This window comes from Conexibacter sp. W3-3-2 (assembly GCF_009707605.1).
Taxonomy (GTDB): Bacteria; Actinomycetota; Thermoleophilia; order Solirubrobacterales; family Solirubrobacteraceae; genus Paraconexibacter; species Paraconexibacter algicola.
Genome location: NZ_WLYW01000001.1, coordinates 3,172,633 through 3,196,960, shown reverse-complemented (window position 1 = coordinate 3,196,960; position 24,328 = coordinate 3,172,633). Strand labels below are relative to the sequence as shown.

The 24,328-nt window shown below is 72.6% G+C and carries 23 protein-coding genes and 2 pseudogenes; 18 read left to right on the top strand and 7 right to left on the bottom strand.

Translation table 11 applies throughout. From position 1 onward, the window contains the following. The first annotated feature begins 200 nt into the window (after positions 1-200). The 3 genes from GKE82_RS15535 to GKE82_RS15525 are packed head-to-tail and all read left to right on the top strand — an operon-like array spanning position 201 to position 1,915. Positions 201-995 (top strand): S-adenosyl-l-methionine hydroxide adenosyltransferase family protein, encoded by a 795-nt coding sequence (locus GKE82_RS15535; RefSeq protein WP_107567848.1) that lies wholly within the window; start codon positions 201-203, stop codon positions 993-995. Continuing rightward, positions 992-1,711, top strand: coding sequence for a biotin--[acetyl-CoA-carboxylase] ligase (locus GKE82_RS15530; protein WP_154733907.1), 720 nt, complete (start codon positions 992-994; stop codon positions 1,709-1,711). Before GKE82_RS15535 ends, GKE82_RS15530 begins: the two co-directional genes overlap by 4 nt. Positions 1,712-1,720: 9 nt before the next feature. Continuing rightward, complete coding sequence (locus GKE82_RS15525; RefSeq protein ID WP_107567845.1) at positions 1,721-1,915, top strand: hypothetical protein; 195 nt, start codon at positions 1,721-1,723, stop codon at positions 1,913-1,915. On the opposite strand, the gene GKE82_RS15520 is transcribed toward GKE82_RS15525, so the two are convergent. Further along, entirely contained in the window at positions 1,912-5,397 is a 3,486-nt protein-coding gene (locus GKE82_RS15520; protein WP_154733906.1) for a DEAD/DEAH box helicase family protein, read from the bottom strand. The two genes, GKE82_RS15525 and GKE82_RS15520, sit on opposite strands and share 4 nt — an antisense overlap. 182 nt (positions 5,398-5,579) lie before the next feature. Here GKE82_RS15520 and GKE82_RS15515 point away from each other — a divergent pair, with 182 nt between their 5' ends. From GKE82_RS15515 to GKE82_RS15485, 8 genes and pseudogenes are all read left to right on the top strand, one after another. Next, positions 5,580-6,179 carry a TlpA disulfide reductase family protein gene (locus GKE82_RS15515; protein WP_107567841.1) on the top strand — a complete coding sequence of 200 codons (600 nt, stop codon included), beginning with the start codon at positions 5,580-5,582 and terminating at the stop codon, positions 6,177-6,179. A 200-nt stretch (positions 6,180-6,379) separates the two neighbouring features. Then, positions 6,380-7,417, top strand: a complete 1,038-nt coding sequence (locus tag GKE82_RS15510) for a cyclopropane-fatty-acyl-phospholipid synthase family protein (protein WP_158276691.1) — start codon at positions 6,380-6,382, stop codon at positions 7,415-7,417. A 1-nt stretch (position 7,418) separates the two neighbouring features. Further along, positions 7,419-8,207 carry a DUF1295 domain-containing protein gene (locus GKE82_RS15505; protein WP_154733905.1) on the top strand — a complete coding sequence of 263 codons (789 nt, stop codon included), beginning with the start codon at positions 7,419-7,421 and terminating at the stop codon, positions 8,205-8,207. A 135-nt stretch (positions 8,208-8,342) separates the two neighbouring features. Continuing rightward, a pseudogene (locus GKE82_RS28670) lies at positions 8,343-9,533 on the top strand (AMP-binding protein); the annotation flags it as partial. Positions 9,534-9,630: 97 nt separating this feature from the next. Further along, positions 9,631-9,999 carry a hypothetical protein gene (locus tag GKE82_RS28665; protein ID WP_230316184.1) on the top strand — a complete coding sequence of 123 codons (369 nt, stop codon included), beginning with the start codon at positions 9,631-9,633 and terminating at the stop codon, positions 9,997-9,999. Positions 10,000-10,101: 102 nt separating this feature from the next. After that, complete coding sequence (locus tag GKE82_RS15495; protein ID WP_154733904.1) at positions 10,102-11,295, top strand: lipid-transfer protein; 1,194 nt, start codon at positions 10,102-10,104, stop codon at positions 11,293-11,295. 2 nt (positions 11,296-11,297) lie between these two features. After that, on the top strand, positions 11,298-12,467 hold the full coding sequence (locus GKE82_RS15490; RefSeq protein WP_154733903.1) for an acyl-CoA dehydrogenase family protein: 1,170 nt from the start codon (positions 11,298-11,300) through the stop codon (positions 12,465-12,467). A gap of 24 nt (positions 12,468-12,491) precedes the next feature. Then, on the top strand, positions 12,492-13,196 hold the full coding sequence (locus GKE82_RS15485; RefSeq protein WP_107567829.1) for a TetR/AcrR family transcriptional regulator: 705 nt from the start codon (positions 12,492-12,494) through the stop codon (positions 13,194-13,196). Positions 13,197-13,231: 35 nt separating this feature from the next. Here the strand turns inward: GKE82_RS15485 and GKE82_RS15480 are convergent, their stop codons facing one another. After that, positions 13,232-13,564, bottom strand: coding sequence for a luciferase family protein (locus tag GKE82_RS15480; protein WP_154733902.1), 333 nt, complete (start codon positions 13,562-13,564; stop codon positions 13,232-13,234). 60 nt (positions 13,565-13,624) lie between these two features. Here GKE82_RS15480 and GKE82_RS15475 point away from each other — a divergent pair, with 60 nt between their 5' ends. From GKE82_RS15475 to GKE82_RS15445, 7 genes are read left to right on the top strand one after another with little or no spacing between them, the layout of a single operon-like run. Then, positions 13,625-14,098: a hypothetical protein gene (locus tag GKE82_RS15475; RefSeq protein ID WP_154733901.1), complete on the top strand. Its 474-nt coding sequence runs from the start codon at positions 13,625-13,627 to the stop codon at positions 14,096-14,098. 9 nt (positions 14,099-14,107) lie between these two features. Continuing rightward, entirely contained in the window at positions 14,108-15,100 is a 993-nt protein-coding gene (locus GKE82_RS15470) for a hypothetical protein (protein WP_154733900.1), read from the top strand. 3 nt (positions 15,101-15,103) lie between these two features. Then, a complete protein-coding gene (locus tag GKE82_RS15465; RefSeq protein WP_154733899.1) occupies positions 15,104-16,039 on the top strand; it encodes an AEC family transporter in 936 nt (311 codons plus the stop codon). Further along, positions 16,039-16,464: a D-aminoacyl-tRNA deacylase gene (gene dtd, locus GKE82_RS15460; protein ID WP_154733898.1), complete on the top strand. Its 426-nt coding sequence runs from the start codon at positions 16,039-16,041 to the stop codon at positions 16,462-16,464. The genes GKE82_RS15465 and dtd overlap by 1 nt, the downstream gene beginning before the upstream one ends. Before the next feature lie 12 nt (positions 16,465-16,476). Then, complete coding sequence (locus GKE82_RS15455; RefSeq protein ID WP_154733897.1) at positions 16,477-17,652, top strand: nitroreductase; 1,176 nt, start codon at positions 16,477-16,479, stop codon at positions 17,650-17,652. Between the two features lie 7 nt (positions 17,653-17,659). Next, the gene (locus GKE82_RS15450) at positions 17,660-17,920 is read left to right on the top strand and encodes a hypothetical protein (protein ID WP_154733896.1); all 261 of its coding nucleotides are present in this window, start codon (positions 17,660-17,662) and stop codon (positions 17,918-17,920) included. 4 nt (positions 17,921-17,924) lie between these two features. Beyond that, positions 17,925-18,584: a hypothetical protein gene (locus GKE82_RS15445; protein WP_154733895.1), complete on the top strand. Its 660-nt coding sequence runs from the start codon at positions 17,925-17,927 to the stop codon at positions 18,582-18,584. 28 nt (positions 18,585-18,612) lie between these two features. On the opposite strand, the pseudogene GKE82_RS15440 reads toward GKE82_RS15445, so the two are convergent. From GKE82_RS15440 to GKE82_RS15420, 5 genes and pseudogenes are all read right to left on the bottom strand, one after another. After that, positions 18,613-19,434, bottom strand: a pseudogene (locus GKE82_RS15440) (ABC transporter ATP-binding protein); the annotation flags it as partial. Then, entirely contained in the window at positions 19,395-20,420 is a 1,026-nt protein-coding gene (locus GKE82_RS15435) for an ABC transporter ATP-binding protein (protein ID WP_154733894.1), read from the bottom strand. The gene GKE82_RS15435 and the pseudogene GKE82_RS15440, both read right to left, overlap by 40 nt. A gap of 1 nt (position 20,421) precedes the next feature. Continuing rightward, positions 20,422-21,378 carry an ABC transporter permease gene (locus GKE82_RS15430; protein WP_309233627.1) on the bottom strand — a complete coding sequence of 319 codons (957 nt, stop codon included), beginning with the start codon at positions 21,376-21,378 and terminating at the stop codon, positions 20,422-20,424. Positions 21,379-21,454: 76 nt separating this feature from the next. Further along, positions 21,455-23,197, bottom strand: a complete 1,743-nt coding sequence (locus tag GKE82_RS15425; RefSeq protein WP_196189260.1) for an ABC transporter substrate-binding protein — start codon at positions 23,195-23,197, stop codon at positions 21,455-21,457. Between the two features lie 109 nt (positions 23,198-23,306). Beyond that, positions 23,307-24,293: an ABC transporter permease gene (locus GKE82_RS15420; protein WP_309233626.1), complete on the bottom strand. Its 987-nt coding sequence runs from the start codon at positions 24,291-24,293 to the stop codon at positions 23,307-23,309. Between the last annotated feature and the right edge of the window lie 35 nt (positions 24,294-24,328).

Here is a 24,328-nt window from a genome sequence, read left to right as displayed (position 1 = left end):
TGTGGGGTAAGAACCGTGTTGCAACGGATGGTCGGGGACCGCTGACCCCTGACCATGTGCATCGCACTGCGGTCTTGGAACCTCCGCGCGTGCGTCATTTGCGGGATTTCAGCGGCCGCGTCTCGGGACTGGACCCTCGGGGCGCGGCCGCTCCCGCTGCTTGCGGGGCACGAACCCGGCGCGGCTAGGATCGGCTGCGCATGACGCTCCTCACCTTCCTCTCCGACTACGGCCTCGACGACGACTTCGTCGGCGTGTGCCACGGCGTGATCGCCCGCATCGCCCCGGACGTCCGCGTCATCGACGTGACGCACGGGATCCCGCGCCACGACGTCCGCACCGGCGCGCTGGTGCTGCGCCGCGCCCTGCCGTACTTCCCGCCCGGCGTGCACCTGGCGGTCGTCGACCCGGAGGTCGGCACCCAGCGTCGCGCGGTGGCGCTGCGCTGCGCCGACGAGGACCGGGTGCTCGTCGGGCCGGACAACGGGCTGCTGTCGCTCGCGGCGCAGCGCTTCGGCGGCGTGGTCGAGGCGGTCGACGTGACGCGGTCGCCGCACCGCCTGGAGGCCGCGGCCGCCACGTTCCACGGCCGTGACGTGTTCGCGCCCGTGGCCGCGGCGATCGCCGCCGGGGAGCCGCTCGCGGCCGCCGGGGAGCCGCTGGACGCCGACGAGATCCTGCTGATCGGCATGCCGCTGGCGATGGCCGACGGGGACGGGCTGGTGGCGCACGCGATCGCGTTCGACCGCTTCGGCAACGTGACGCTCGACGTCGAGCACGAGGAGCTGACGGGGTCGGGGCTGCGCCTGGGCACCCCGGTGCGCGTCAACGGCCGCGACGCCCGCTACGCGACGACGTTCGCCGACGTCGAGGCGGGCGGGCTGCTCGTCTACGAGGACGCGTACCGCACGCTCGCCCTGGCCGTGAACCGCGGCTCGGCCCGGGACGCGCTGGGGCTCGAGCTCGACGCCGAGGTTCGGATCTCACCGGCGTGACCGCGCTGGGGACCCCGCGGCTGCACCTGCGCGAGACCACCTCGACGAACGACCGCGCGCGCGAGCTGGCCGCCGCGGGCGCGCCGCACGGCACGCTCGTCACCGCCGGGGCGCAGAGCGCCGGGCGCGGCCGGCAGGGTCGCACGTGGTCGGCCCCGGCCGGGCACGCGCTGCTGATGAGCGTCGTCGTCCGCGGGGCGGGCGACCGCTTCGCGCTGCTGCCGCTGGCGGCGGCGGTGGCGGTGACCGACGTCGTCGGGGAGGCGGCGCGCATCAAGTGGCCCAACGACGTCCTGCTGCCCGGGGACGACACCGACGCGGGTCCGGGCCGGAAGGTCGCGGGGATCCTCTGCGAGGGGCGCCCGCAGGAGGGCTGGGCGATCATCGGGATCGGGCTGAACGTCGCGGTGCGGGTCGCGGACCTGCCGCCGGAGCTGCACGCGACGGCGGCCTCGATGGAGCGCTCGCCGGGCGAGCTCGAGACGGTCCTGGCGTCCCTGCTGGACGCGCTCGACGCCGTGCTCGGACTGCCGTCCGACGCCCTGCTGGACCGTTGGCGCGCCCGCGACGGGCTCGCGGGTCGCGAGGTGCGCTGGGCGCAGGGGCACGGCATCGCCTCGGGGATCGACGGGCTCGGCCGGCTCGTCGTCGCCCTGCCGGGCGGCGGGCGCACCGCGCTGGACGCAGGTGAGGTCCACCTGGAGCGGTCGCGCTAGCCTCGAGGGATGAACCTCAAGAGCATGCTCGGGAAGGCCAAGAAGCAGGCCGACGCCGTGATCGAGAAGCGCGGCGGCCAGGAGGCCCTCAAGCAGGACCTCAACGAGCTCAAGGACATCGCCAAGAGCAAGGGCACGACGAAGGACAAGGCGAAGGCGGCCGCCGAGGCGCTCAAGCAGCCCGGCGGCGCGAAGCCGCGCTAGCCGTCGGTCGCGGCCGCGGCGGCTTCGGCCGCCTTGCGCGCCGCGTTGGCCTTGCGCGTGGCCGCGGCCTTCTTCGCGGCCTCGGAGCGCTTGCGACGCAGCGCCTCGGCGTCCGCGTCGGCCGCGGGCGCGGCGGCCTTCGTCGCGCGCGCCTTCACTGGGGCCGGAGCGTCACCGTCGGTCTTCTTCGTCGCGCGCCTGCGGGTCGCAGAGGCCGGAGCGTCACCGTCGGTCGCCTTCGCCGCCGCCCTGCGGGCGGGGGCCGGGGCGTCACCGTCGGTCTTCTTCGTCGCGCGCTTGCGCGTCGCGGGGGCCGGGGCGTCGCCGTCGCTCGCCTTCGTCGCGGCCTTCCGGGCGGGGGCCGGGGCGTCGCCGTCGCTCGCCTTCGTCGCGCGCCTGCGCGACGCAGGGGCGGGCGCGTCCTCGCCGCCGGACGCGGCGGCCTTGCGCTTCGCCGTCGTGCGCGTCGCCGGCTTCGCCGCCGGCGTCTCGGCGGGGTCCGGCGACGAGGCGCCGGTCGCCTGCTCGGCCGCGTCCGCCTGCGCGGAGCTCTTCGCGCGGCGCCGCCGGGCGCGCTTGGACGTCGGGGCCTCCTCGGTCGCGGCGGGCGCCTCGGCGGCAGCGTCCTTGGCGGCGCCCTTGCGCCGGCGCGACCCGGCCCGGCGCCGTGGCGTCGGCTGCTCGTCCTCGTCGGGCGTGATCGTGACCTTGCGCAGCGCGACCGGCCGCTGCACGACGGTCCCGTCCGCCGAGCGGTCGGGCTTCGGCGGCTCGACCTCGGGCTGCTCGTTGGTGACCTTCACGGGCCGCCGGGGCTGGCGCGAGCGCAGCGGCAGGCCGTCCGCGTCCTGGTCGCCGTCGGCGGCGGGCGCCTCGACGGGCGCGACGGGCTTCGCGCTGCGCCGGGACTTCGGCAACGTCGCGGCCGCGTCGGCGATCAGGTCGACGACGTCGGGCCCGGACTCGACGGTCGCCGCGGCGACCGCCTCGGGCGCCGCAGCCGCCTCCGCGCCGCCCGCACCCTTCTTCTTGCGGCGCCGCCGGCCGCGCTTGGCCTTGGGGAAGTTGCGCAGCAGCTCGCGCGACAGGGCGCTGGGCTTGCGCGACATCCGCGTCCGCGCATCACGCAGCACCGACTCCGCCTCAGGCGTGTGGGCCACCGCAGCGGCGAGGATCGCGGCGCTCAGGCGGCGGTCCTTCGTCTTGGCGACCTGGACCAGCCGCCGCGCGTTGCGCGCGTGCGCGCCGCCGGCCGAGTTGACGAGCAGGCCGAGCAGCCGCTTCGTCTCCGGCCAGCGCTGGACGGCGTACTCCTCGTGCAGCTCGCGCGTGTACTCCGCCAGCCGCCAGATCCAGGCGTTGTTCTGATCGCGGCGGCCGATGCGCTTCTCGGTCAGCGCCTGCAGCAGCACCTTCGTGCCCTCGCGGCGCGCGTCGCGCGCCCAGGTGCCGACCTCGTCGTGCGCGACGTCGAACGCCTCCGGGTCGCGCGAGGCGGCGATCTCCTGCAGCGCGCGGATCCGCAGCTGCGAGGAGGCGTTGCGCTTGACCGTGTTGACGAGGAACTGGCGCTTGAGCTCGCCGGTGCGGTCGAAGTGCAGCATCGCCCGGGCGCGGCGCCAGCCGCCGGACTGCACGCGCGCCCCGGCCAGCGCGGCCCACATGTGCTGCTCGCCCCACTCGAGGTGCTCGACCGCGATCCGCCAGAGCTCGCGCTCGAAGACCTCGTGGCGGCGGGCCTCCTCGGCGCACACCGGGATGACGCGGCGCTCGACGCGCACGCGCCGACCGCGGCCGCGGCGCACCGGGCCGACGACGATCGCGCCGCCGCGGTAGACGTCGCGGTCCAGCAGCGAGTGCAGGGTGACGACCGGGTCGTCGTGGCGGGTGGCGGGCGCGACGAAGTCGACGACGACCCCGGCCTCCTTGCCCGGATGGCGGCGCGTGACGCGGCCGACGCGCTGCTGGTAGATGCGCTTGGACGCGGTCGGCGCCAGGTGCATGCAGACGGTCGCGCGCGGGGAGTTCCAGCCCTCGGCGAGCAGCTGCGCGTTGACGAGGACGTCGATGTCCCCGCGCTCGTAGCGGGCGAGGATCTCGGCGAGGTCGCGCTTCTTCGTCTCGCCGGAGACCGCCTCGGCCTTGATGCCGGCGTCGCGGAAGGCCTCGGCGACGTTGGACGCGTGGCGCACGCCCGCCGCGTAGACGACCCCGGGGACGCCGTTGAAGCGCGTCTTGTAGAGGTCGGCGATCGCCATGTTGAACGGCAGCTGGTCCAGCAGCTCGGCGAGGAGGTCCTGGTCGAACTCGACGTCGACGTCGCCCTTGCGCAGCGGCACCTTTGCGATCGTCTTCACCCCGACGCCGGGCGGGATCCGCAGGCAGCGCAGCGGCGCGATGACGCCGCGGCGCGCGGCCTGCGCGAGGTCGAAGCGGGAGGTCTGCGTCGGGAAGAGGTCGGTGACGTGGCGGGCGATCAGCGCGCCCGTCGCGGTCATGCCGATGAAGACCGGGCCGGTCCACTCGCGGATCGCCTGCGAGGTCTTCTCGCCCAGCGCGGTGTGGGCCTCGTCGCAGATGACGACCGTGTAGGCGGGCGAGATGCGGCCCGCGTTGCGCACGAACCACTGATAGGTCTCGACCGTGACCGGCCCGTTGCCCGCCTCGACGCCGTCGCCCCCGAGCAGCGGCGGCGACTCGCGGTCGCCGTAGCCGCGGGTGCGCAGCTCGCCGAGGAACTGGTCGACGAGGTTGCGGCGGTGCGTGAGGATCAGGACGCCGCCGGTGCGGGTGGCGGCGACGAACCCCATCGCGGCGACCGTCTTGCCGGCGCCCGTGGCGTGCTCGAACCAGAACCGCTTGTGCGCGTTGGGGTCGTCGAGCGCGACGCGGTCGATGTCCTCGTCGACGTCCTCGTCGGCGGCGTCGTCCTCGTCCTCGGACTTTGCGGCGGCGTGGTCGTCCTCGTCGTCCTCGTCGAGCGCGAACGCGTCGTCGATGTCGTAGCCCTCGAGCTCCTGCTCGAGCGCCGCGGCGGCCGCGCGCGCCTCCGCCTCGGCGTGGTCGTCGACCGCGAAGACCGGAGCGGCGACCTCGATCTCGTCGGCCTCGTCGGCCCCGAGGTCGGCGCTCTGGGCCGTCGCGAGCAGCGCGGTCAGCGTGCCGGCCAGCGCGTCGACCTGGTGCGGGTTGAGCAGCGTGCCGTCGGCCAGGCGCGGCTCGTCGTCGGACAGCACGCGCTCGAGGCCGAGCAGCAGCGAGTAGCGGCGCCGCCACTTCGTCGACGGGGTGCTCCGTCCGGCGTCGACCTCCAGCAGCGCCGCGTCGAGCGCCCGGCGGCGCGCGGTGCCGGGTGCGAGCGCGACCTCGGGCGTCTCGCCCTCGTGGATGAAGCGCTCGCGGGTCAGCTCCTCCGCCTGCGCCACGCGGCGGGAATCGGGAAGGGCAGCGGCCTCGGAGGCCACGATCGTGGAGTCGGCCATGGGCGGCACGGAAATCGGGGAGGGACCGCGTCGGGCGAACGGTTCGCCGTGGCGGTCGGAACGGCCCGGGACGGATCCCGGCTGGGCGGGCGGGGGTGGCTCCTGTCCGTGCCCCTCGCGCCGCGGTGCCCAGGAGCATAGCTGACGGCGGACCGCGTCTCGCCCTCTGCCATCCTGCGTGCATGCGCACCAAGCTCCTGATCGCCGTGGGACTCGTGGCGCTCGTCGCCCTCGTCGCCGTCGGGCTCTCGCAGACGGGCAGCGACAACGCCGCGCCGTCGCAGGACGAGCTGCGCTACTCGCCGTCCCAGATCGAGCAGGAGCTGACCGGGTCCCCGGCGCCGCTGGCGGCGATCCACGAGCAGTCCTCGCAGCTGCTCGGCGGGGGCCGCGACGCGGTCGAGCAGCGCCTCGCCGCCCTACGCGAGGCCGGCACCCCGGTCATCGTGAACAAGTGGGCGTCGTGGTGCGGTCCGTGCCGCGCCGAGTTCCCGCACTTCCAGAACCTGTCGGTGGAGTTCGGCAAGCGGGTCGCCTTCCTGGGCCTGAACTCCGGGGACAACGACGGCGACGCGCGCGAGTTCCTCGGCGACTTCCCCGTGAGCTACCCCAGCTACAAGGACCCGAACGAGAAGGCGGCGCTCGACCTCGGCGTGAGCGCCGCCTACCCGGCCACCATCTTCTTCGACGCCCGCGGCGAGAAGGTCTTCACGAAGCAGGGCCTCTACGCCGACGAAGCCGACCTCGCGGCCGACATCCGGCGCTACGCGCTCGGCGGCTGACGGGGCTGCGCCCCGGCCGCGCGGGGGCGGGTCAGACGCGGCGGCGGCCGGTGATGAACATCACGAGCGCGATGACGAGCAGGATCAGGACGATGGTGTAGAGCATGGGTCCGGGGTGTCCGGCACGAGGGCCCGCAAACCCCGCCGGGGCGACCCGGCCGCTGATCCGTCACCGGCGGCTGGCGCGTAGACCTGCATCGATGCCTGACCGCTACGAGCTGCTCGATCGCGCGCTGCAGCGCGACCTCATCCCCGACCCCGTGCTGCGCCTGGGCTCCCGCTACGGCGCCTGGGACCGCGTCCGCCGCGAGCGCCGCGGCGGCATCGAGGCGCAGGACCAGCGGCTGCGCGAGCTCGTCGCGCACAAGTCCACCGGCCCGATCGCCGAGGCGACGCAGGAGGCCAACGAGCAGCACTACGAGCTGCCGGCCGACTTCATCGGCCTGATCCTCGGGCCGCGGCGCAAGTACAGCGGCTGCCTGTGGGCCGACGGCGTGCAGACGCTCGCGCAGGCCGAGGAGGCGATGCTGCGGCTGACCTGCGAGCGCGCCCAGGTCCGCGACGGGATGACGATCCTCGACCTCGGGTGCGGCTGGGGCTCGCTGTCGCTGTGGCTCGCCGAGCAGTATCCGAACGCCACGATCCTCGGCGTCTCGAACTCGCACGGCCAGCGCGAGTACATCGAGGGCATCGCCCGCGAGAAGGGCTTCACGAACCTCGAGATCCAGACCTGCGACGTGAACGTCTTCGCGACCGACCGGCGGTTCGACCGCGTGATGTCGATCGAGATGTTCGAGCACATGCGCAACTGGAAGGAGCTGCTGCGCCGCGTCAGCACGTGGCTGGAGCCCGAGGGCAAGCTGTTCATCCACGTGTTCAGCCAGCGGCAGGTCCCGTACCTGTTCGAGGGCACGTGGGCGGCCGAGCGGTTCTTCACCGCCGGGCTGATGCCCAGCCACGAGCTGCTGCTGCACTTCCAGGACGACCTCGTCGTGCGCGACCGCTGGGTCGTCGACGGCCGGCACTACGCGAAGACGCTCGTGGCCTGGCTGGCGAACCTCGACGGCCGCCGCGACGAGGCGCTGCGAATCCTCGAGACCGTCTTCCCGCCCGACCGCGCCCGGGTCGTCCTCGGGGGCTGGCGGCTGTTCCTCATCTCGACCGACGAGATCTGGAAGTGGCGACACGGAAACGAGTGGCTCGTGAGCCACTACCTCCTCGAGCCCCGTACCGCCTGACATGGGCACCGTCCTGATCGCCGCCGCCGCCTCGGTCGCCGTGCTGATGCTCGGCACCTGGCTGCTGTCGCTGCGGCTGAAGGACGTGTCGATCGTCGACCCCGTCTGGGGCTTCGCGTATGTCGTGGTCGCCGCGGCCGCGTTCCTCGCCGGTGACGGCGACGACGGCCGTCGGCTGCTGCTGCTCGTGATCGTCGGGCTCTGGGGCCTGCGGCTCGGGCTCTACCTGACGCGGCGCAAGCTGCACGAGAAGGGCGAGGACTACCGCTACGTCGAGATGCGCGAGAAGCACGGGGACCGCTTCCCGCTCGTGAGCCTCGGGATGGTGTTCGGCCTCCAGGGCGTGCTCGTCCTGCTCGTGTCGCTGCCGGTCACCGCGGCCGCCGCGCAGGACGACGCGGTCGGCGCGCTCGCGATCGCCGGCGTGGTGCTGTGGGCCGTCGGGCTGTTCTTCGAGGCGGTCGGGGACGCGCAGCTCGCGCGCTTCAAGGCCGACCCGGCGAACAAGGGCAAGGTCATGGACCGGGGCCTGTGGCGCTACACGCGCCACCCCAACTACTTCGGGGACTTCTGCGTGTGGTGGGGCATCTACCTCGTGGCGCTCGAGAGCGGCGCGTGGTGGACCGTCGTGGGCCCGCTGATCATGACCCAGCTGCTGACGAAGACCTCCGGCAAGGAGCGCCTGGAGAAGACGATCGGCTCGCGCCGCGAGGGCTACGCCGAGTACGTCGAGCGCACGAGCGGCTTCTTCCCGCTGCCGCCCCGCTCGGGCCTGGCGCGTCGCACGTAGCGCCCGGTTGCGCAACTTACCGAACGCTTGCTACGTTGATGCGGAAGCCGTCCTGCGGCCGGGACGCCCGACCGGGCGCTCGGACCGCGGGCGGCGACTCCTCCCGCAGAACGCCCCGTCGGTATCTTGGCGCGCATGGCTGCCGTGACCGACCTCCTCGCCCGCGTCCCCGCCCCCGCCGCCCGCGTGGCGACCCGGATCGGGAACGAGCTGTTCTACGCGAACCGCCTGCGCGAGGTGGGGATGCTCCACCCCCAGCCGCCGCACAAGACCGCCAAGGCCGTCTCCTGCTACCTGCGCTACGGGCTGCTCGGCGGCTCGATCGCCGCGGTCGCGCAGCGCGTCCCCGACGCGATCGCGATCCGCGACGAGCGCGGCGAGATGACCTACGCCGAGCTCGACGCCGCCTCCAACGCACTGGCCAACCACTTCCGCGAGCGCGGCCTCGGCCCCGGCGACGGCGTGGCGCTCCTCGCCCGCAACCACCGCGGCTTCGTCATCGCGCTGTTCGCCGGCGCCAAGGCGGGCGTGCGGCTCGTGCTGCTGAACACGGACTTCGCCGGCCCGCAGATCCGCGAGGTCGCCGGGCGCGAGGGCACCGACCTGCTGATCCACGACGACGAGTACTCGGCGTTCCTCGAGGGCCTCGAGCCGCGCGCGGGCCGCCTGCGCGCGTGGACCGACGAGCCCGCCGACGACACGATCGACGCGGTCGTCGCCCGCTCCTCCACCGCCCCGCCGCCGCGGGTCGGCGCCGCCGCGAAGCTCATCGTGCTGACCAGCGGGACGACCGGCACGCCCAAGGGCGCGCCGCGGCCGACGCCGAAGTCGCTGATCCTGCCGGGCTCGCTCGTCGGCCGCATCCCCTTCAAGGGCGGCGAGACGACGGTCATCGGGCCGCCGATCTTCCACGCGCTCGGCCTCGCCCACGTCGTCCTGGGCGTCGGCCTCGGCTCGACGCTCGTGCTGCGCCGCAAGTTCGACCCGGAGCAGGCCCTGCGCGACCTGGCCGAGCACCGGGCCTCCGCGTTCATCTCGGTGCCGATCATGCTCACGCGGATGCTCGAGGTCGATCCCGCGGTCCGCGAGAGCCTCGACCTCAGCGCCCTGCGGATCGTGTTCGTCGGCGGGTCGCAGCTCGGCGGCGAGCTCTGCCGCCGCACGACGAAGGCGTTCGGGCCCGTCGTCTACAACCTGTACGGCTCGACCGAGGTCGCCTACGCGACGGTCGCCACCCCCGAGGAGCTCGCGATCGCCCCGGACTGCGTGGGGCGCTCGCCGCGCGGCACGACCGTCCGGCTCTACGACGAGCAGCGCGAGCTCATCACCGAGCCGCACGTCACCGGCCGGATCTTCGTCAGCAACGGCTTCGCGTTCGAGGGCTACACCGGCGGCGGCGGCAAGGGAGGTCATCGACGGGCACATGGCGACCGGCGACGTCGGCCACGTCGACGAGCACGGGCTGCTGTTCATCGACGGCCGCGACGACGACATGATCGTCTCGGGCGGCGAGAACGTCTTCCCGGCCGAGGTCGAGGAGCTGCTGCACTCGCACCCGAAGGTCGCGGAGGCGTCGGTGATCGGCGTCGACGACGAGACGTTCGGCAAGCGACTGCGCGCGTTCGTCGCGCTGCTGCCCGGCGAGGAGGCCTCCGAGGAGGAGTTCAAGACCCTCGTGAAGGAGAACCTCGCGCGCTACAAGGTGCCCCGCGAGGTCGTCTTCCTCGACACGCTGCCGCGCAACCCGACCGGCAAGGTCCTCAAGCGCAAGCTCGCCGAGTACGAGGCCTGACCGGCCCGGCGGCGCGCCCCCGCGGCGCCCGCCGCAGGGGCTGCGCGCGCCGCCCCGCCGACTTACATAGCGTGCGTTCGGTATCTGCTACCTTGCGCGCCCATGAGCAACCGCACGTACGTCATCGGCGTCGGCATGACCCCGTTCTCCAAGCCCGGCACGAAGGAAGGGGACTACCCCGACTGGGCCGTCGAGGCGGGCAGCGCCGCCCTCGCCGACGCGGGCATCGGCTACGACGCCGTGCAGGAGGCCTACGTCGGCTACTGCTACGGCGACTCGACCGCCGGCCAGCGGGCCGTGTACGGCCTCGGGCTCACCGGCATCCCGGTGGTCAACGTCAACAACAACTGCTCCACCGGCTCCAGCGCCCTGTACCTCGCGCGCCGCGCGGTCCGCGCCGGCCTCGCCGAGTGCGCGCTCGCGCTCGGCTTCGAGAAGATGGAGAAGGGCTCGCTCGGGATGAAGTACCCCGACCGGACCAACCCCATGGACAAGCACGTCATGGCCCTCGGCGAGCTGCGCGAGTGGGAGCAGGCGCCCTTCGCCCCGCAGATGTTCGGCATGGCCGGGCGCGAGCACATGGAGCTCTACGGCTCCAAGCCCGAGCACTTCGCCTGGATCGGCTGGAAGAACCACAAGCACTCGGTCAACAACCCCTACGCGCAGTTCCAGACCGAGTACACGCTGCAGGAGATCAAGGACGCGCCCGAGATCTACGCGCCGCTGACGAAGCTGCAGTGCTCCCCGACCTCCGACGGCGCGGGTGCCGCGATCATCGCCTCCGAGCGGTTCGTCGACGAGCACGACCTCTGGGACCGCGCCGTGGAGCTCGCCGGCCAGGCGCTCGTCACCGACGTGCCCGACACCTTCAGCTCGCGTTCCGCGCGCACGCTCGTCGGCGCCGACATGAGCCGCAAGGCCGCGACCGCCGCGCTGCAGGAGGCGCAGGTCGACATCGCCGACGTCGACGTCATCGAGCTGCACGACTGCTTCAGCGCCAACGAGCTCGTGACCTACGAGGCGCTCGGCCTCGCCGCCGAGGGCGAGGGCCACACGCTCGTGGAGTCCGAGGCGACCACCTACGGCGGGGCCGGCCCCGTCGTCAACCCCTCCGGTGGCCTCATCTCCAAGGGCCACCCGCTCGGCGCGACGGGCCTCGCCCAGTGCGCCGAGCTGACCTGGCAGCTCCGCGGCCAGGCGGACCAGCGACAGGTCGAGGGCGCCACCGTCGCCCTCCAGCACAACATCGGCCTCGGCGGCGCCGCCGTGGTCTCCCTCTACACGAAGGCAGCATGAACATGGCCACCACCGCCCCCGCCCCGAGCAAGCGCACGATCTTCGAGCCCGAGCACCACGACTACCGCGAGAGCTACGCGACCTTCCTGCAGCGCGAGGTCGTCCCGCACTACGCCGAGTGGGAGAAGGCGCAGATCGTCCCGCGCGAGCTCTTCACGAAGTGCGCCGAGCACGGCTTCCTCGCCATGGAGGTGCCGGAGGAGTACGGCGGCAACGGCATCGACGACTGGCGCTTCAACGTCGTCCTCGGCGAGGAGGGCGTCAAGGCGGGCGTCGGCGACGCGATCGGCGGCCCGCTGCTGCACACCGACGTCGTGCTGCCCTACCTGATCTCGTCCGCCAACGACGAGCAGAAGGGCCGCTGGTTCCCCGGCATCGCGTCCGGTGAGCAGATCCTCGCCATCGCCATGACCGAGCCCGGCACCGGCTCCGACCTCGCGGGCATCAAGACCTCCGCGCGGCGCGACGGCACCGACTACGTCATCAACGGGGCGAAGACCTTCATCACCAACGGCATCAACGCCGACCTCGTGCTCGTCGCCGCGCGCACCAGCGACGACAAGCACGGGGGCCTGTCGATGTTCGTCGTCGAGCGCGGCATGCCGGGCTTCGAGCGCGGCAAGCAGATCGAGAAGGTCGGCCAGCACGCCTCCGACACCGCCGAGCTGTTCTTCGAGGACGTCCGCGTCCCGCAGGAGAACCTGCTGGGCCCGGAGGGCTCCGGCTTCCTGCAGCTCGTCTCGCGGCTCGTGCCCGAGCGCCTGACGCTCGCCGTGACCTCGATCGCCGGCTGCGAGAAGGCGCTCGACATGACGCTCGACTACGTCAAGGAGCGCAAGGCGTTCGGCAAGCCGATCGGCTCCAACCAGCACATCCGCTTCACGATGGCCGAGCTGCGCACCGAGGTCGAGATGGGCCGCTGCTTCGTCGACCGCTGCATCGAGCGGTACGTGCAGGGCACCTGCACCGTCGAGGAGGCCGCGATGGCGAAGTACGTCACCACCGACCTGCTCTGCAAGATCGCGGACACCGGCGTGCAGTTCCACGGCGGCTACGGCTACACCACCGAGTACCCGATCTCGAAGGTCTGGCTGGACTCGCGGATCACGAAGATCTACGCGGGCACCAACGAGATCATGAAGGAGCTCATCGGGCGCACGATGGGCCTCTGAGCGGGTCTCTGGGAGACTCCGCGGATGCCCCCTTCACCGCTCGACGACCCGCGGCGCGCCGTCCAGCGCTCCGGGAAGGCGGCGGTGAAGGCCGTCCGCCGGGCCACGGGCACGACGCCGCCGGCCCGGCCCCGACGCACCCAGGAGCAGCGGACCGCCGAGACGCGCGCCAAGCTCCTGGACGCGACGATCGAGTCGTTGCTGGAGGCCGGTTACGCCGCCACCACGACGCGCCGGGTCGCCGAGCTCGCCGGGGTCTCGCAGGGCGCGCAGACGCACCACTTCCCCTACCGGGTCGACCTCGTCACCGCGGCGGTCGAGCGGCTGACCGAGCAGCGGATCAGCGACCTCGGCGAGCGGCTCACCGCGATCGGGGACGACGCCGACGGCCAGGCGGGCGCGCTCCTGGACCTGCTGTGGGGGGACTTCTCCAGCGACATCTTCACGGTGTTCGTGAAGGTCTGGGTGGCCGCCGCCGACGACCCGGAGCTGCACGAGCGCCTCGTGCCGCTCGAGCGGATGATGGCCCGCAGCGTCGCGTCGCTGTCGTCGAACCTGCTGACCGACGGCCTGCGCGACGCCGACATGGAGGGCCGCCTGCTGACCGTGCTGGCGACGATGCGCGGCCTGGCGCTGACCGAGCGGTTCGAGCCGCGCGGGCGCAAGACCCGCGACCCCTGGCCGCTGATCCGGCCGGTGCTCGTCGCCGTCGTCCGCGGCGGGGACTGACCCGCCGCGGCGTGCGGTGGTGGTCCGGCGGCCGCTCACGCGGCCGCGCGGGCCAGCAGCTGTTCGTGGTTGAGCTTCAGCAGCTCGATCACGTCGGCGACGTCGATCGCGTTGCGGATCGGGCGGGCGGCGAGCTTCGGGTGCTCGGGGAAGATCGGGTGCGGTCCCACGCGACCCGCCGCGCGCAGCTCGCTCGCGAGCCCGCGGGAGAACAGGAAGTGGGCGGCGTGATCGCCGTGCAGGTGGCCGATCTCGCGGCGACCGACGCGGAACGACAGCTCGCCGCGGTCGCCCCAGTGGGTGGTCACGCCCTCCCACGTGGTCACGACGTCGACGATCTGCTGGCTGGGGGTGGTGAAGGTGGTCATGGATCCAGCGTGCACCTTCGACCACGGTTGAGGTCAAGGGCGTCGGGGTACCGTCCGGCGGTGAACGATCAGCTCCACGAACAGCTCCGCGGGTTCCTCGTGTTGGTCGATGGCCTCGACGACCTCCTGCACGAGGGCCGGCCGAGCGTCTTCGGCGGCAGGGTCGAGATCGACCGCGCCGAAGCCTGGCGGCACCTCACGACGATCGAGGCGGTCTCCCGGCGGCTCGGCACGCCGGCCGCGCTGGTCGAGCTCGTCGATGCCCTGCGCGAGCAGATCGGCGACCCTGGCGAGGGGCTGGTGCGGGTCCACCGGGAGCGGATGTACGACACGCTCGACCGGCTGCGCGTGGCGCTGCCCGCGGCGGCCCGCGCGCAGCACGCGATGGCCGAGGAGCCGCGCACGTACGAGGTCGACGTCACACCCGAGCTGCGGGTGGCCGACCTCGTGCGACACGTCGAGGACCACGACGAGACCGTGCGGCTCCTGCGCGACGGGACGGTCGTCGCGGAGCTGCGGCGACCGCGTCCGTAGTCTGGAGGCGTGCCCGAAGTCCGCATCGACGCCCTCACCGGCCTGCGTGCCCTGATCGCCCCGGAGCGGGCGGCCCGTGGCGGCGCCGGGACGGCGTTCACGGTCGCCCCCGTGCCCGCGGTCGATCCGGCCGACGACCCGTTCGCGGAGGGCAACGAGGCGCAGACCCCGCCCGAGCTGCACGCGACCGGGCCGGCCGGCCGGGCCCCCGACACGCCCGGCTGGGGCGTCCGCGTCGTGCCCAACCGCTACCCGGCGCTCACGCCCGACGCGGCCGCCAGCCCGCCCGAGCGGTTCGCGAAGCCCGACCTCTTCACCGCGCTCCCGGCCGCGGGCACGCACGAGGTGATCGTCACCGCGCCGGAGCCGGTCGCGTGCCTGGCCGAGCTGCCACAGCAGCGCGCCGTCGACGCCGTCGCGGTCTGGCGCGAGCGGATGCGCGCGCACGCGGCCGCCTCCTACGTGCACGTGCACGTCAACGAGCGGCCGGGGGGCGGAGCGTCGCGCGCCCACTCGCACGCGCAGCTGTACGCGATGGACTTCGTGCCCGCGCTGGTCGCCCGCGAGCGCGAGCGGTTCGGGGCGTACGCCACCCGGACGATGGGCGGCAACCTCCTCGGCGACCTGCTCCAGGAGGAGGTGCGCCTGCGCGACCGGCTCGTCGCGGTCGGCGAGGAGGCGGTCGTGATCGCGCCGTTCGCCAGCCGCGCCCCCTACCAGCTGATGCTCGTGCCGCGCACCCCGCAGATGTCGTTCGCGGACGCCGGGGACGGGGTCGCCGTGCTGCTGCACGACGTGCTCGGCCGGCTCGCCCGCCGCTTCGGGGCCCCGCCGCCGCTGACGCTCTGGGTGCGGACCGCGCCGCAGGGCTCCGAGCACTTCTGCTGGCACGTGGACCTGCTGCCGCGCCTGACGCCGCTCGCCGGGCTCGAGCTCGGCACCGGCCTGCACCTGAACGTCGTGGCGCCCGAGACCGCCGCCGCCGAGCTGCGCGACGCCTGAGCCGTGCTGCTCGTCCTCGTCGGCATCATCACGTCGGCCGCGGCCGGCATGGCGTCCGAGGCCCGCTGGGGCGAGCGCGCGGTCGCGGGCACGGGTCGCGCGTTCGACGTGCTGCTGTACGGGCTGCTGCCGCTGATCACGTTCTTCGCGGTCACCCGGCTGGAGCTCACCGCCGGGCTCGGGGTCGGCCTGCTGCTCGCCTACACCGAGCTCGCGATCGTCGGGCTCGTCGCGTTCCAGCTCGCCCGCCGGCTGCTGCACCTCGACGACGCCGCGACCGGTGCCGTGGTCGTCGGCAGCATCCTCGCCAACACCGGCTACCTCGGCCTGCCGCTGACCGCCGCGGTCCTGGGGACCGACGTCATCCCCGAGGCGATCACCTGGGACCTCGCGGTCAGCGTCCCGATGCTGTTCGTGCCCGCGTTCGCGATCGGCGCCGCGCTCGGCACGAAGGCCGGCGAGACGCCCCGCGAGCGGGTCCGGGCGTTCCTCGTGCGCAACCCGCCGCTGCTCGCGCTCGGGCTCGCGCTCGTCGCCCCGGACGCGTGGGCGCCCGAGGCGCTCTCGGACATCGCCCGCTACGGGGCGCTGGCGCTGCTGCCCGTCGGCTTCTTCGCGCTCGGCGTGCACCTGCGCCAGGAGGCGGAGGACGGCAACATGCGCTTCCCGCCACCGCTGACCCGTCCGGTGCTCGTCATCCTCGGCTGCCGCGTGCTCCTGGCCCCGGCGCTGTTCGCCGCGGGCGCGCTCACCGTCGGGGCGCTGACGACCGTCGACATCCCCGACGCGTACTTCGCCCAGGCCGCGATGCCGTGCGGGATCAACGCGCTGATCGTCGCGCACGTCTACGGCCTCGACCTGCGGATCGCCGCGAGCGCGGTCGCCTGGTCCACCACCGCGGTCGTGACCGCGGCGCTCGTCCTGGCGGCGGTGACCTGATGCGCGCGCTCGTCCAGCGGGTCGCGCGCGCGAGCGTCACCGTCGACGGCGAGGTCGTCGGCGCGATCGGCCCCGGCCTGCTCGTCCTGCTGGGCATCACCCACGACGACACCGCGGCCGTCGGCGACCGGCTCGCCGAGAAGGTCCGCGCGCTGCGCGTCTTCCCCGACGCGGACGGGCGCATGAACGAGCCGCTCGGCGACCGCGAGGTGCTCGTGGTCAGCCAGTTCACGCTCTACGGGGACACGCGCCGCGGCACCCGCCCCAGCTACGTCGCGGCCGCCCGGCCGGAGGTCGCCGAGCCGCTCTACGAGCGGTTCTGCGCGGCGCTGGACGCGCAGCGCGGCGTGTTCGGCGCGCACATGGAGGTCGAGCTCGTCAACGACGGCCCGGTGACGCTCATGCTCGAGCTGTCCGCCTCCTAGACTTGGCGGCCTATGCCGCCCGTGGATCGCTTCGTCCCCCGCTTCGCCGCCGAGCCGCCGCAGGAGCTCCTCCCCTACGGCCGCTGGGCGGACCGGCTGAAGGCCGAGTTCCTCGCCGCGTGCGCGCGGATCGACGACGGGGACGACGACGAGGACCTCGGCGAGACCACCGGGGAGATCTCCTGGTACCCGGACCGCACCTGGAACGGCCGCACGTACATCCCGGCGTCGATCCGCACGACCGAGAACTACGAGCTCTACGGGTACGTCAGCTACCTGCCCGCCACCGAGAAGGGCGAGGAGCCCTCCGGGTTCTTCTCCACCGCCGACTACACCGCCGAGATCGCCGAGGCGAACCCGGACTGGCAGCTGGACCTCTGCGAGGAGGTCATCGGCGGCTGGCGCGGCGAGGAGGGCAACGTCGCGGCGATGACGCTCGTGTGGGGCCGGCCGCTGGTGGACCGCGGCGCGGTCGTCGTCGCCGAGCTCGCCGACCTGCCGGTCGACCAGTGCGTCGTGCAGGAGGGCCGCTTCACGCTGATCGCCCCCGACGCCTACCGCAAGGACTACCTCGACATCCGCCTGTTCGACGACCGCGGAACCGAGCTGGCCTGCGAGTCGCTCTACGAGGACGACGAGGACGAGGAGGGAGGCGGGCGAGGCCTGATGGACCTCGAGACCGCCGTCCGCACCCGCCGCACGCACAAGGCCTACGGCGAGACCCCCGTCGACCGCGCGACGCTCGAGGAGCTGTTCGAGCTCGCGACGTGGGCGCCGAACCACCACCTCACGAACCCGTGGCGGTTCCGCGTCCTGGGACCGCGCTCGCTCGCGCGGCTGAAGCAGGCCGCCGACGCGCAGATCGCCGGGTCGGGCGCGAAGCTCGACCGGGCCCCGACGCTCGTCGCGGTGTCCTACGTGACCTCGCCGCAGGACCCCGTCGTCGACGAGGAGGACCTGTGCTCGGCGGCGGTCGCCGCCTACCTCGTGCTGCTCGGCGCGCACGCGCGCGGCCTCGCCGGCTACTGGCGCACCCCGGCCGTGCTGCGGATCCCGCAGGGGCGTGCCGCGCTGGGCATGGGCGAGGACGAGCGGGCGCTCGGCCTGCTGCACCTCGGCGAGCCGCGGCAGGAGCAGCGCGTGCCCGAGCGCGCCGGGCTCGACGTCGTCGCCCGCTGGCTGGACTGAGGTCCGGGTGGGCCGCGACCGCAGCGAGGGCACCCGCCGGGCCGCGAAGGCCGCACGCCGGGACGCCGCCCGCGACGCCCGCGTCGAGGAGCTGCGCCGCGAGGCGCGCGGCTGGTACATCCGGGCGCTGCTCGCCGTGCTCGCCGCCGCCGGCCTCAGCCTGCTGACCGTGCTGCTCGCCGCCGCGCTCGGGCTCGTCGCCGCCTGGTGCGCCGTGGAGGGCACGCGCCGCGCGATCGACGCCACCCGTCTGGCCGAGGAGGCCTGAGCTCATGGCCGCCCGTCCGGCGGCCGATCGACGTCGCATGCCGCAGCTGCTGCGGGCGCTCGTCGCCGCCCTCGCCGTCTCCCTGCTGCTCACCGCGGGCGCCGCCGCCTTCCGGCTCGGGCCGGTCGAGCTGCGCCCGGTGCCCGGCAATCCCGCCCACGCGCTCGCCGACCGCGAGCCCGACCCCCAGGAGTACGACCCGGCGCGGCGCTGCCTGCGCACCCCGCGCCCGGGGGTGCAGCGCCTGCTGCGCTGGCTCGACCGGCACGCCGCCGGGGTCAGCTGGGGCACCTACCGCTGCGAGCGGTGGGGTCCCGAGAGCGCGTCGCTGCACGCCGAGGGGCGCGCGATCGACTGGCATCTCGACAGCCGCGACCCCGCCCAGCGCGCCGCCGGCAAGCGGCTCATCCGCCTGCTGCTCGCGCCCGACACGGCCGGGACCCCGCAGGCGCTCGCGCGGCGCATGGGCGTCCAGGAGCTGATCTGGGACTGCTCGTACTGGAGCGCCGGCCGCCCCGACTTCGGCCCCTACGCGCCGTGCTACGGCCGCGACGGCCGCACGCGGCGCCGCCGCGTCGACGCGACCGTCGGCCACCTCGACCACGTCCACATCGGCATGACGAAGGCGGGCGCGATGGCCCGCACCTCGTTCTGGGACCGCTGAGCGCCGTTCAGACCCCGGACGCCTGTCCGGGCACGGCGGCGAGCAGCTGCTTCGTGTACTCGTGCTGCGGGTTGTCGTAGAGGTCCTCGCTCGTCGCGAGCTCCACGATCTCCCCCGCGTACATCACGGCGACCCGGTCGCACATGTAGCGCACGACGCTCAGGTCGTGCGCGATGAACACGAGCGTCAGCCCCATCTCGCGCTGCAGGTCGCGCAGGAGGTTCAGCACCTGCGCTTGGATCGACACGTCCAGCGCCGACACCGGCTCGTCGGCGACGATGAGCTTCGGGGAGAGCGCGATCGCGCGCGCGATCCCGATCCGCTGGCGCTGTCCGCCGGAGAACTCGTGCGGCAGCCGGTTGTAGTGCTCGGGGTTCAGGCCGACGGTCTCCATCAGGCCCTGGACGCGCTTCTTGCGCGCGCCGTCGTCGGACTCCACGCCGTGGATGACGAACGGCTCGCCGATGATCGAGCCGACCGTCTTGCGCGGGTTCAGCGACGAGTACGGGTCCTGGAAGATCATCTGCATGTCGCGGCGCAGCGGCTTGAGCTGCTTGCGCGACAGCGTGGCGATGTCGGTCCCGCGGAAGTCGATCGTGCCGCTGGTGGGGTCCAGCAGCCGGGTCATGAGCCGGGCGGTCGTGGACTTGCCGCAGCCGGACTCGCCGACGAGCCCGAACGTCTCGCCCTCGAGGACGTCGAAGCTCACGCCGCCGACCGCGCGGACGGATCCGGCGCCGCGACGCGTGAACATCTCCCCGCGGATCGGGAACTCCTTGACGAGGTCGCGGACCTCGATCAGCTTCTCGCTCACGACGGCTGCTCCTCCCCGGCGGTGATCTGCCGCCAGATCTCGGCCCGGCGCTCCTCGGCCAGGGTGCACGCGACGCGGTGCGCGGAGCCGGGCGCGACCGGCTCGAGCACGGGGTCGACCGTGCGGGACTGCTCGGTCGCGTAGGCGCAGCGCGGGTGGAACGCGCAGCCCGTCGGCCGCGTGATGAGGGACGGCGGTCGGCCCGGGATCGGCACGAGGTCCTGGTCGCGGGGCGTGTCAAGCCGCGGGATCGAGCGCAGCAGACCCCACGTGTACGGGTGGCGCGGCGCGTCGAACAGCGTCCGCTTGTCGGCCTGCTCGACGATCCGGCCCGCGTACATGACGACGATGTCGTCGGCGACGTCCGCGACGACCCCGAGGTCGTGCGTGATCATGACCACCGCGGTGCCGAGCTCGGTCTGGAGCTTGTTCATCAGCTGCAGGATCTGCGCCTGCACCGTGACGTCGAGCGCGGTCGTCGGCTCGTCGGCGATCAGCAGCTTCGGGTCGTTCATCAGGGCCATCGCGATCATCACGCGCTGGCGCATGCCGCCCGAGAACTCGTGCGGGTAGCTGTCGATCCGTCGGCGCGGCTCCGGGATCCCGACGAGGCCGAGCATCTCGACCGCGCGGTCGCGGGCCTGCGCCTTGCTGACGTCCTTGTGGGTCCGCACCGCCTCGATCAGCTGCTTGCCGACCTTGTAGAACGGGTGCAGGGACGAGAGCGGGTCCTGGAAGATCATCGCGATCTCGTTGCCGCGGATCCGGCGCAGGTCCTCGGGCCCGGCGCTCAGCAGGTCGCGGCCGTCGAACGTGACCGAGCCGCTGATGTCCGCCTTCGCGGAGCGCGTGAGGCCCATGACCGTCATCGAGGAGACGGACTTGCCGGAGCCGGACTCGCCGACGATGCCCAGCGTCTTGCCGGCCTCGACGGTGTAGGAGATCCCGTCGACGGCCTTGACGACGCCGTCGTCGGTGCGGAAGTGGACCTTCAGGTCCTCGACCTGCAGCAGCGGGGCCATGTCAGTACCTCACACGCGGGTCGAGGAAGGCGTAGATGACGTCGACGATCAGGCTCATGAGCGCGACGCCGAGCGCCAGGAACACGGTGGTGCCCTGGATCGTGGCGAGGTCGCCGCGGGAGATCGCGTCGAACGCGTAGCGGCCGACCCCCGGGATGTTGAACACCGACTCGGTGAGGATCGCGCCGCCGAAGAGGATGCCGATGTCGAGGCCCAGGACGGTGACGATCGGGGTGCCGGCCGAGCGCAGGCCGTGCCGCAGCACGACGCGGCGCTCGCTGAGGCCCTTCGCCCGCGCGGTGCGGATGTAGTCCTCGCTGAGCGTCTCGAGCAGGTTCGCGCGCAGCAGCCGCGCGTAGATCGCCGCAAAAGCCGCGGACAGCACGATCCACGGCATGATCAGCGTGTGGGCCTTGTCGAAGAACCCGTCGGCGTCCTGGTAGGCGCCTGAGCCCGGCAGGATCCCGAACTTGCCGATGTCGTCGGAGAAGAGGAAGAGGGCGATCAGGCCGAGCCAGTAGACGGGCGCGGAGATCGCCAGGAGGGCACCGCCCATGAGGATGCGGTCCCAGATGGTGCCGCGGAAGACGGCGCTGATGATGCCGACGGTGACGCCGACGATCACCCAGACCACGGCCGCGCCGAACACGAGGAAGAGCGTCGCGGGGATGCGGTCGAAGAGGGTCGGGCGGACGGGCTCGTTGTTGACGAACGAGTTGCCCAGGTCGAAGTGGAAGAACAGGTCCGTGAGGAAGTCCTTCAGCTGCGTGTACCAGGGGTTGTTCAACCCGAGCTGCTCGCGGATCAGGGCCAGCGTCTCCGGGGAGGGCGACCGGCCGGCGCGCAGCGCCGCGGGGTCCGCGCTGGGCAGCTTGTAGAAGATGTAGAACGTGATCGCGCTGATGAGCACCATCAGCACGACGGTCCACAGCAGGCGCTTGACGATGTAGAAGGCCACGGTGTCTCTCGGCTGCCGGGGCCGCCCCCGCCGGGTCGGCGGGAGCGGCTCCAGCGATCAGGTCAGTCGATCAGGGCTACTTGAGCGACGTGAACGTGAGGTCGACGAGCGAGTTGTAGGGGTTGCCCACACCCTGCACGTTCTTGGACCAGACCAGCGTGGTCTTGTCCCAGATGAACGGGACCGCAGGCGCCTGGCCCATGATCTGCTTGTCGATCGCGCCCCAGGCGGCGTTGCGGGCGTCGCCCTCGAGCAGGGCCGCCGCGTCCATCGCCTTGTCGATGGCCGGGTCGTCCAGCTGGCCGAGGTTGTTGTTCCCGCCGTCCGGCTTGATCTCCGAGCCCTTGAAGGTCGGGACGAGCATGGACTCCGGGTCGGCGTAGTCCTTGAACCAGCCGGCGGCGCCGCACATGTTGACCTTCTTGGACGGGACCTGGCACCACTCGGTGTAGACCGCGTCCTGCGGGACGGTCCGCAGACGGACCTTGAAGCCGAGCTTCTCGAGCTGGGCCTTCGCGACCTCGCCCTGCGCCTTCGCCGGGTCGACGTTGGCGGTGATCATGAAGACCTCCTCGTCGCCCTCGTACTTGCCGGAGGCGAAGCCCGCGGCCTTCATGTACTTGGCGGCCACGGCGGCGTCACCGCGCGGGTTCTTCATGTAGTCGAGGTCCGTGCCCATGCCACCGGCCTCCTCGAAGCCGGGGAACTCCGGCGGCAGGAAGTGCGTGGCGACGTCGCCGGCGAACGCACCGCCGCGCGCCTTGACGGCGGCCTCACGGTCGAAGACGGCGAGGACGGCCTTGCGGACGTTCAGGTCGTTGAACGGCGGGATCTTCGTGTTCATCGGGAAGTAGCGGTAGCCACCCGACGGGACCTGCGTGAACTGGCCCTTGTACTGGCGGTTCAGCCGGGGCAGGATCTGCGCCGGCGGGTTGGTGTCCAGGATCATGCCCTGGCCGTCGAGCACCTGGCGGGCGGCGACGTTCGCGTCGGTCGCGTTCGTGCGGATCTCGATCTCGTCGAGGTACGCCGGCTTGTAGTCGAGCTTCGGGTCCCAGTTCGGGTTGCGGACGAGCTTGATGCTCTTGCCCGCCACGTAGCCCGTGAGCTTGCCGTTCGCGTCGTTGGGGATCATGTACGGCCCCGTGGCGACGACGTTCGTGTTGTAGGTCGACGGGTTCTTCTCGTCGAACTTCTTCGCGTACTCCTCCGGCACCGGGACGGTGATCGGCATGACGAGCGCGGCGGCGAACGAGACGCCGACGGGCCGCTTGAGCTTGAAGATCAGCGTGTAGTCGTCCGGGGTCTCGATGCCCGAGAACGTCTTGAACGTCTTGGTGTTCGTCTCCGGGGCGCCCTCGATCGCGTTGAAGTACGCGGTGTACTGGCCACCGACGTTCACGGTGAAGAAGCGCTCGATCGCGTACTTGACGTCCTTGGCGACGACCTCGCGGTTGACCGGCGGCGAGTACTTGACGCCCTTCTTCAGCTTGACCGTGACGGTCTTCTTGTCCGCCGAGATGACGGGCTCGCCGTCGGCGAGGTCCGGCTGCGCCTTCTGGGCGTCGGTCGGCGAGAAGGAGTAGAGCGGCTTGCCCATCGCGTAGATGGTCTGGAAGCCGAACTGGTAGTAGCTGTGGCCGGGGTCGAGGTAGTCGACGTCGCTGGCGGCGAGCTCCAGGAGCTTGCCGCCCTTCTTGCCCTGCGGCACGTCGGCGACGGGCGCCGACTCGGAGCTGCTGCCCGAGGACGACGAGGACGAGCTGGAGTCGTCGTCGTCACCGCAGGCGGCGAACGCGAAGGCGGAGATGGCGAACATCGCCAACAGGAGGAATCGCAGACGACTCCTGATCATGGGATGGTCCTTTCGGAACGGACGGACATGGGTGATGCGGAACGGAAGTGGTGCCAGCGCATCTGGACCGTGCTCACTTGGACGTACGGGGGTTGAGGGCGTCCTGCAGGCCGTCGCCGACGATGTTGAAGGCGAGGACCGTCGTGACGAGCGCGACACCCGGGAAGACCATGAACCACCAGGCGATGTCGAAGATGCCGGTGGCGTCGGCGATCATCTGGCCCCAGCTGGGCGTGTTCGGATCCACGCCGACGCCCAGGAACGAGAGCGCCGCCTCGAAGAGGATGTTCTGGGGGATGAGGATCGTCGAGTAGACGATGATCGGCGCGATCAGGTTCGGGAGGATCTCGCGGAAGATGATCCGGCCGTTGGACGCCCCGAGCGACTTGGCGGCCTCGACGAACTCGCGCTCGCGCAGGCTGAGCACCTGGCCGCGGATGATCCGCGCCATGTACGGCCAGGTCGAGACGCTGATCACGAAGATGACGACGCCGCGGCCGGGCTGGATCGCGCCGCCGAGGCAGCCCTCGCGGCCGGAGCAGGCGACGCCGACGCCGATCGCGAGGACGAGGACCGGGAACGCGAGCATGAGGTCCATCGTGCGCGCCAGGAGCGTGTCGACCCAGCCGCGGTAGTAGCCGGCGATCATGCCGAGCGTCACGCCGATGACGACCGTGATCGCGGTGGCGATGAAGGCCACCTCGAGCGACAGCCGCGCGCCGTAGACGACGCGGGCGAAGACGTCGCGGCCGCGCTGGTCGACCCCGAAGACGTTGTCGCCGGTCGGACCGGACGGCAGGCCGAAGTCGTCGAGCAGGTCCGGGTTCTGGACGTTCGGCCCGGGCGCGCCGAAGACCTTGACGATCAGCGGCGCGAGGATCGCGACGAGGACGACGAAGCCGACCACGCCGAGCGCCCCGAGGGCGACCTTGTCGCGGCGCAGGCGGCGCCAGAACAGCTGCAGCGGCGAGCGGGCGGCGATCTCCCCCGTCGCGGCGACGGCGGGACCGCCGGGCTCGGCGGCCGGGTCCAGCATCTCGGGCGTTCCCGGCGTGCTCACGATCCCGGGCTCCGCTTCATGTCGACCTTCTTGGT

Coding starts and splice junctions, on each gene's coding strand:
- GKE82_RS15535 (WP_107567848.1), top strand. CDS start 201: ATGACGCTCCTCACCTTCCTCTCCGACTACGGCCTCGACGACGACTTC.
- GKE82_RS15525 (WP_107567845.1), top strand. CDS start 1,721: ATGAACCTCAAGAGCATGCTCGGGAAGGCCAAGAAGCAGGCCGACGCC.
- GKE82_RS15520 (WP_154733906.1), bottom strand. CDS start 5,397: ATGGCCGACTCCACGATCGTGGCCTCCGAGGCCGCTGCCCTTCCCGAT.
- GKE82_RS15515 (WP_107567841.1), top strand. CDS start 5,580: ATGCGCACCAAGCTCCTGATCGCCGTGGGACTCGTGGCGCTCGTCGCC.
- GKE82_RS15510 (WP_158276691.1), top strand. CDS start 6,380: ATGCCTGACCGCTACGAGCTGCTCGATCGCGCGCTGCAGCGCGACCTC.
- GKE82_RS15505 (WP_154733905.1), top strand. CDS start 7,419: ATGGGCACCGTCCTGATCGCCGCCGCCGCCTCGGTCGCCGTGCTGATG.
- GKE82_RS28665 (WP_230316184.1), top strand. CDS start 9,631: ATGGCGACCGGCGACGTCGGCCACGTCGACGAGCACGGGCTGCTGTTC.
- GKE82_RS15495 (WP_154733904.1), top strand. CDS start 10,102: ATGAGCAACCGCACGTACGTCATCGGCGTCGGCATGACCCCGTTCTCC.
- GKE82_RS15490 (WP_154733903.1), top strand. CDS start 11,298: ATGGCCACCACCGCCCCCGCCCCGAGCAAGCGCACGATCTTCGAGCCC.
- GKE82_RS15485 (WP_107567829.1), top strand. CDS start 12,492: ATGCCCCCTTCACCGCTCGACGACCCGCGGCGCGCCGTCCAGCGCTCC.
- GKE82_RS15480 (WP_154733902.1), bottom strand. CDS start 13,564: ATGACCACCTTCACCACCCCCAGCCAGCAGATCGTCGACGTCGTGACC.
- dtd (WP_154733898.1), top strand. CDS start 16,039: ATGCGCGCGCTCGTCCAGCGGGTCGCGCGCGCGAGCGTCACCGTCGAC.
- GKE82_RS15455 (WP_154733897.1), top strand. CDS start 16,477: ATGCCGCCCGTGGATCGCTTCGTCCCCCGCTTCGCCGCCGAGCCGCCG.
- GKE82_RS15445 (WP_154733895.1), top strand. CDS start 17,925: ATGGCCGCCCGTCCGGCGGCCGATCGACGTCGCATGCCGCAGCTGCTG.
- GKE82_RS15435 (WP_154733894.1), bottom strand. CDS start 20,420: ATGGCCCCGCTGCTGCAGGTCGAGGACCTGAAGGTCCACTTCCGCACC.
- GKE82_RS15425 (WP_196189260.1), bottom strand. CDS start 23,197: ATGTTCGCCATCTCCGCCTTCGCGTTCGCCGCCTGCGGTGACGACGAC.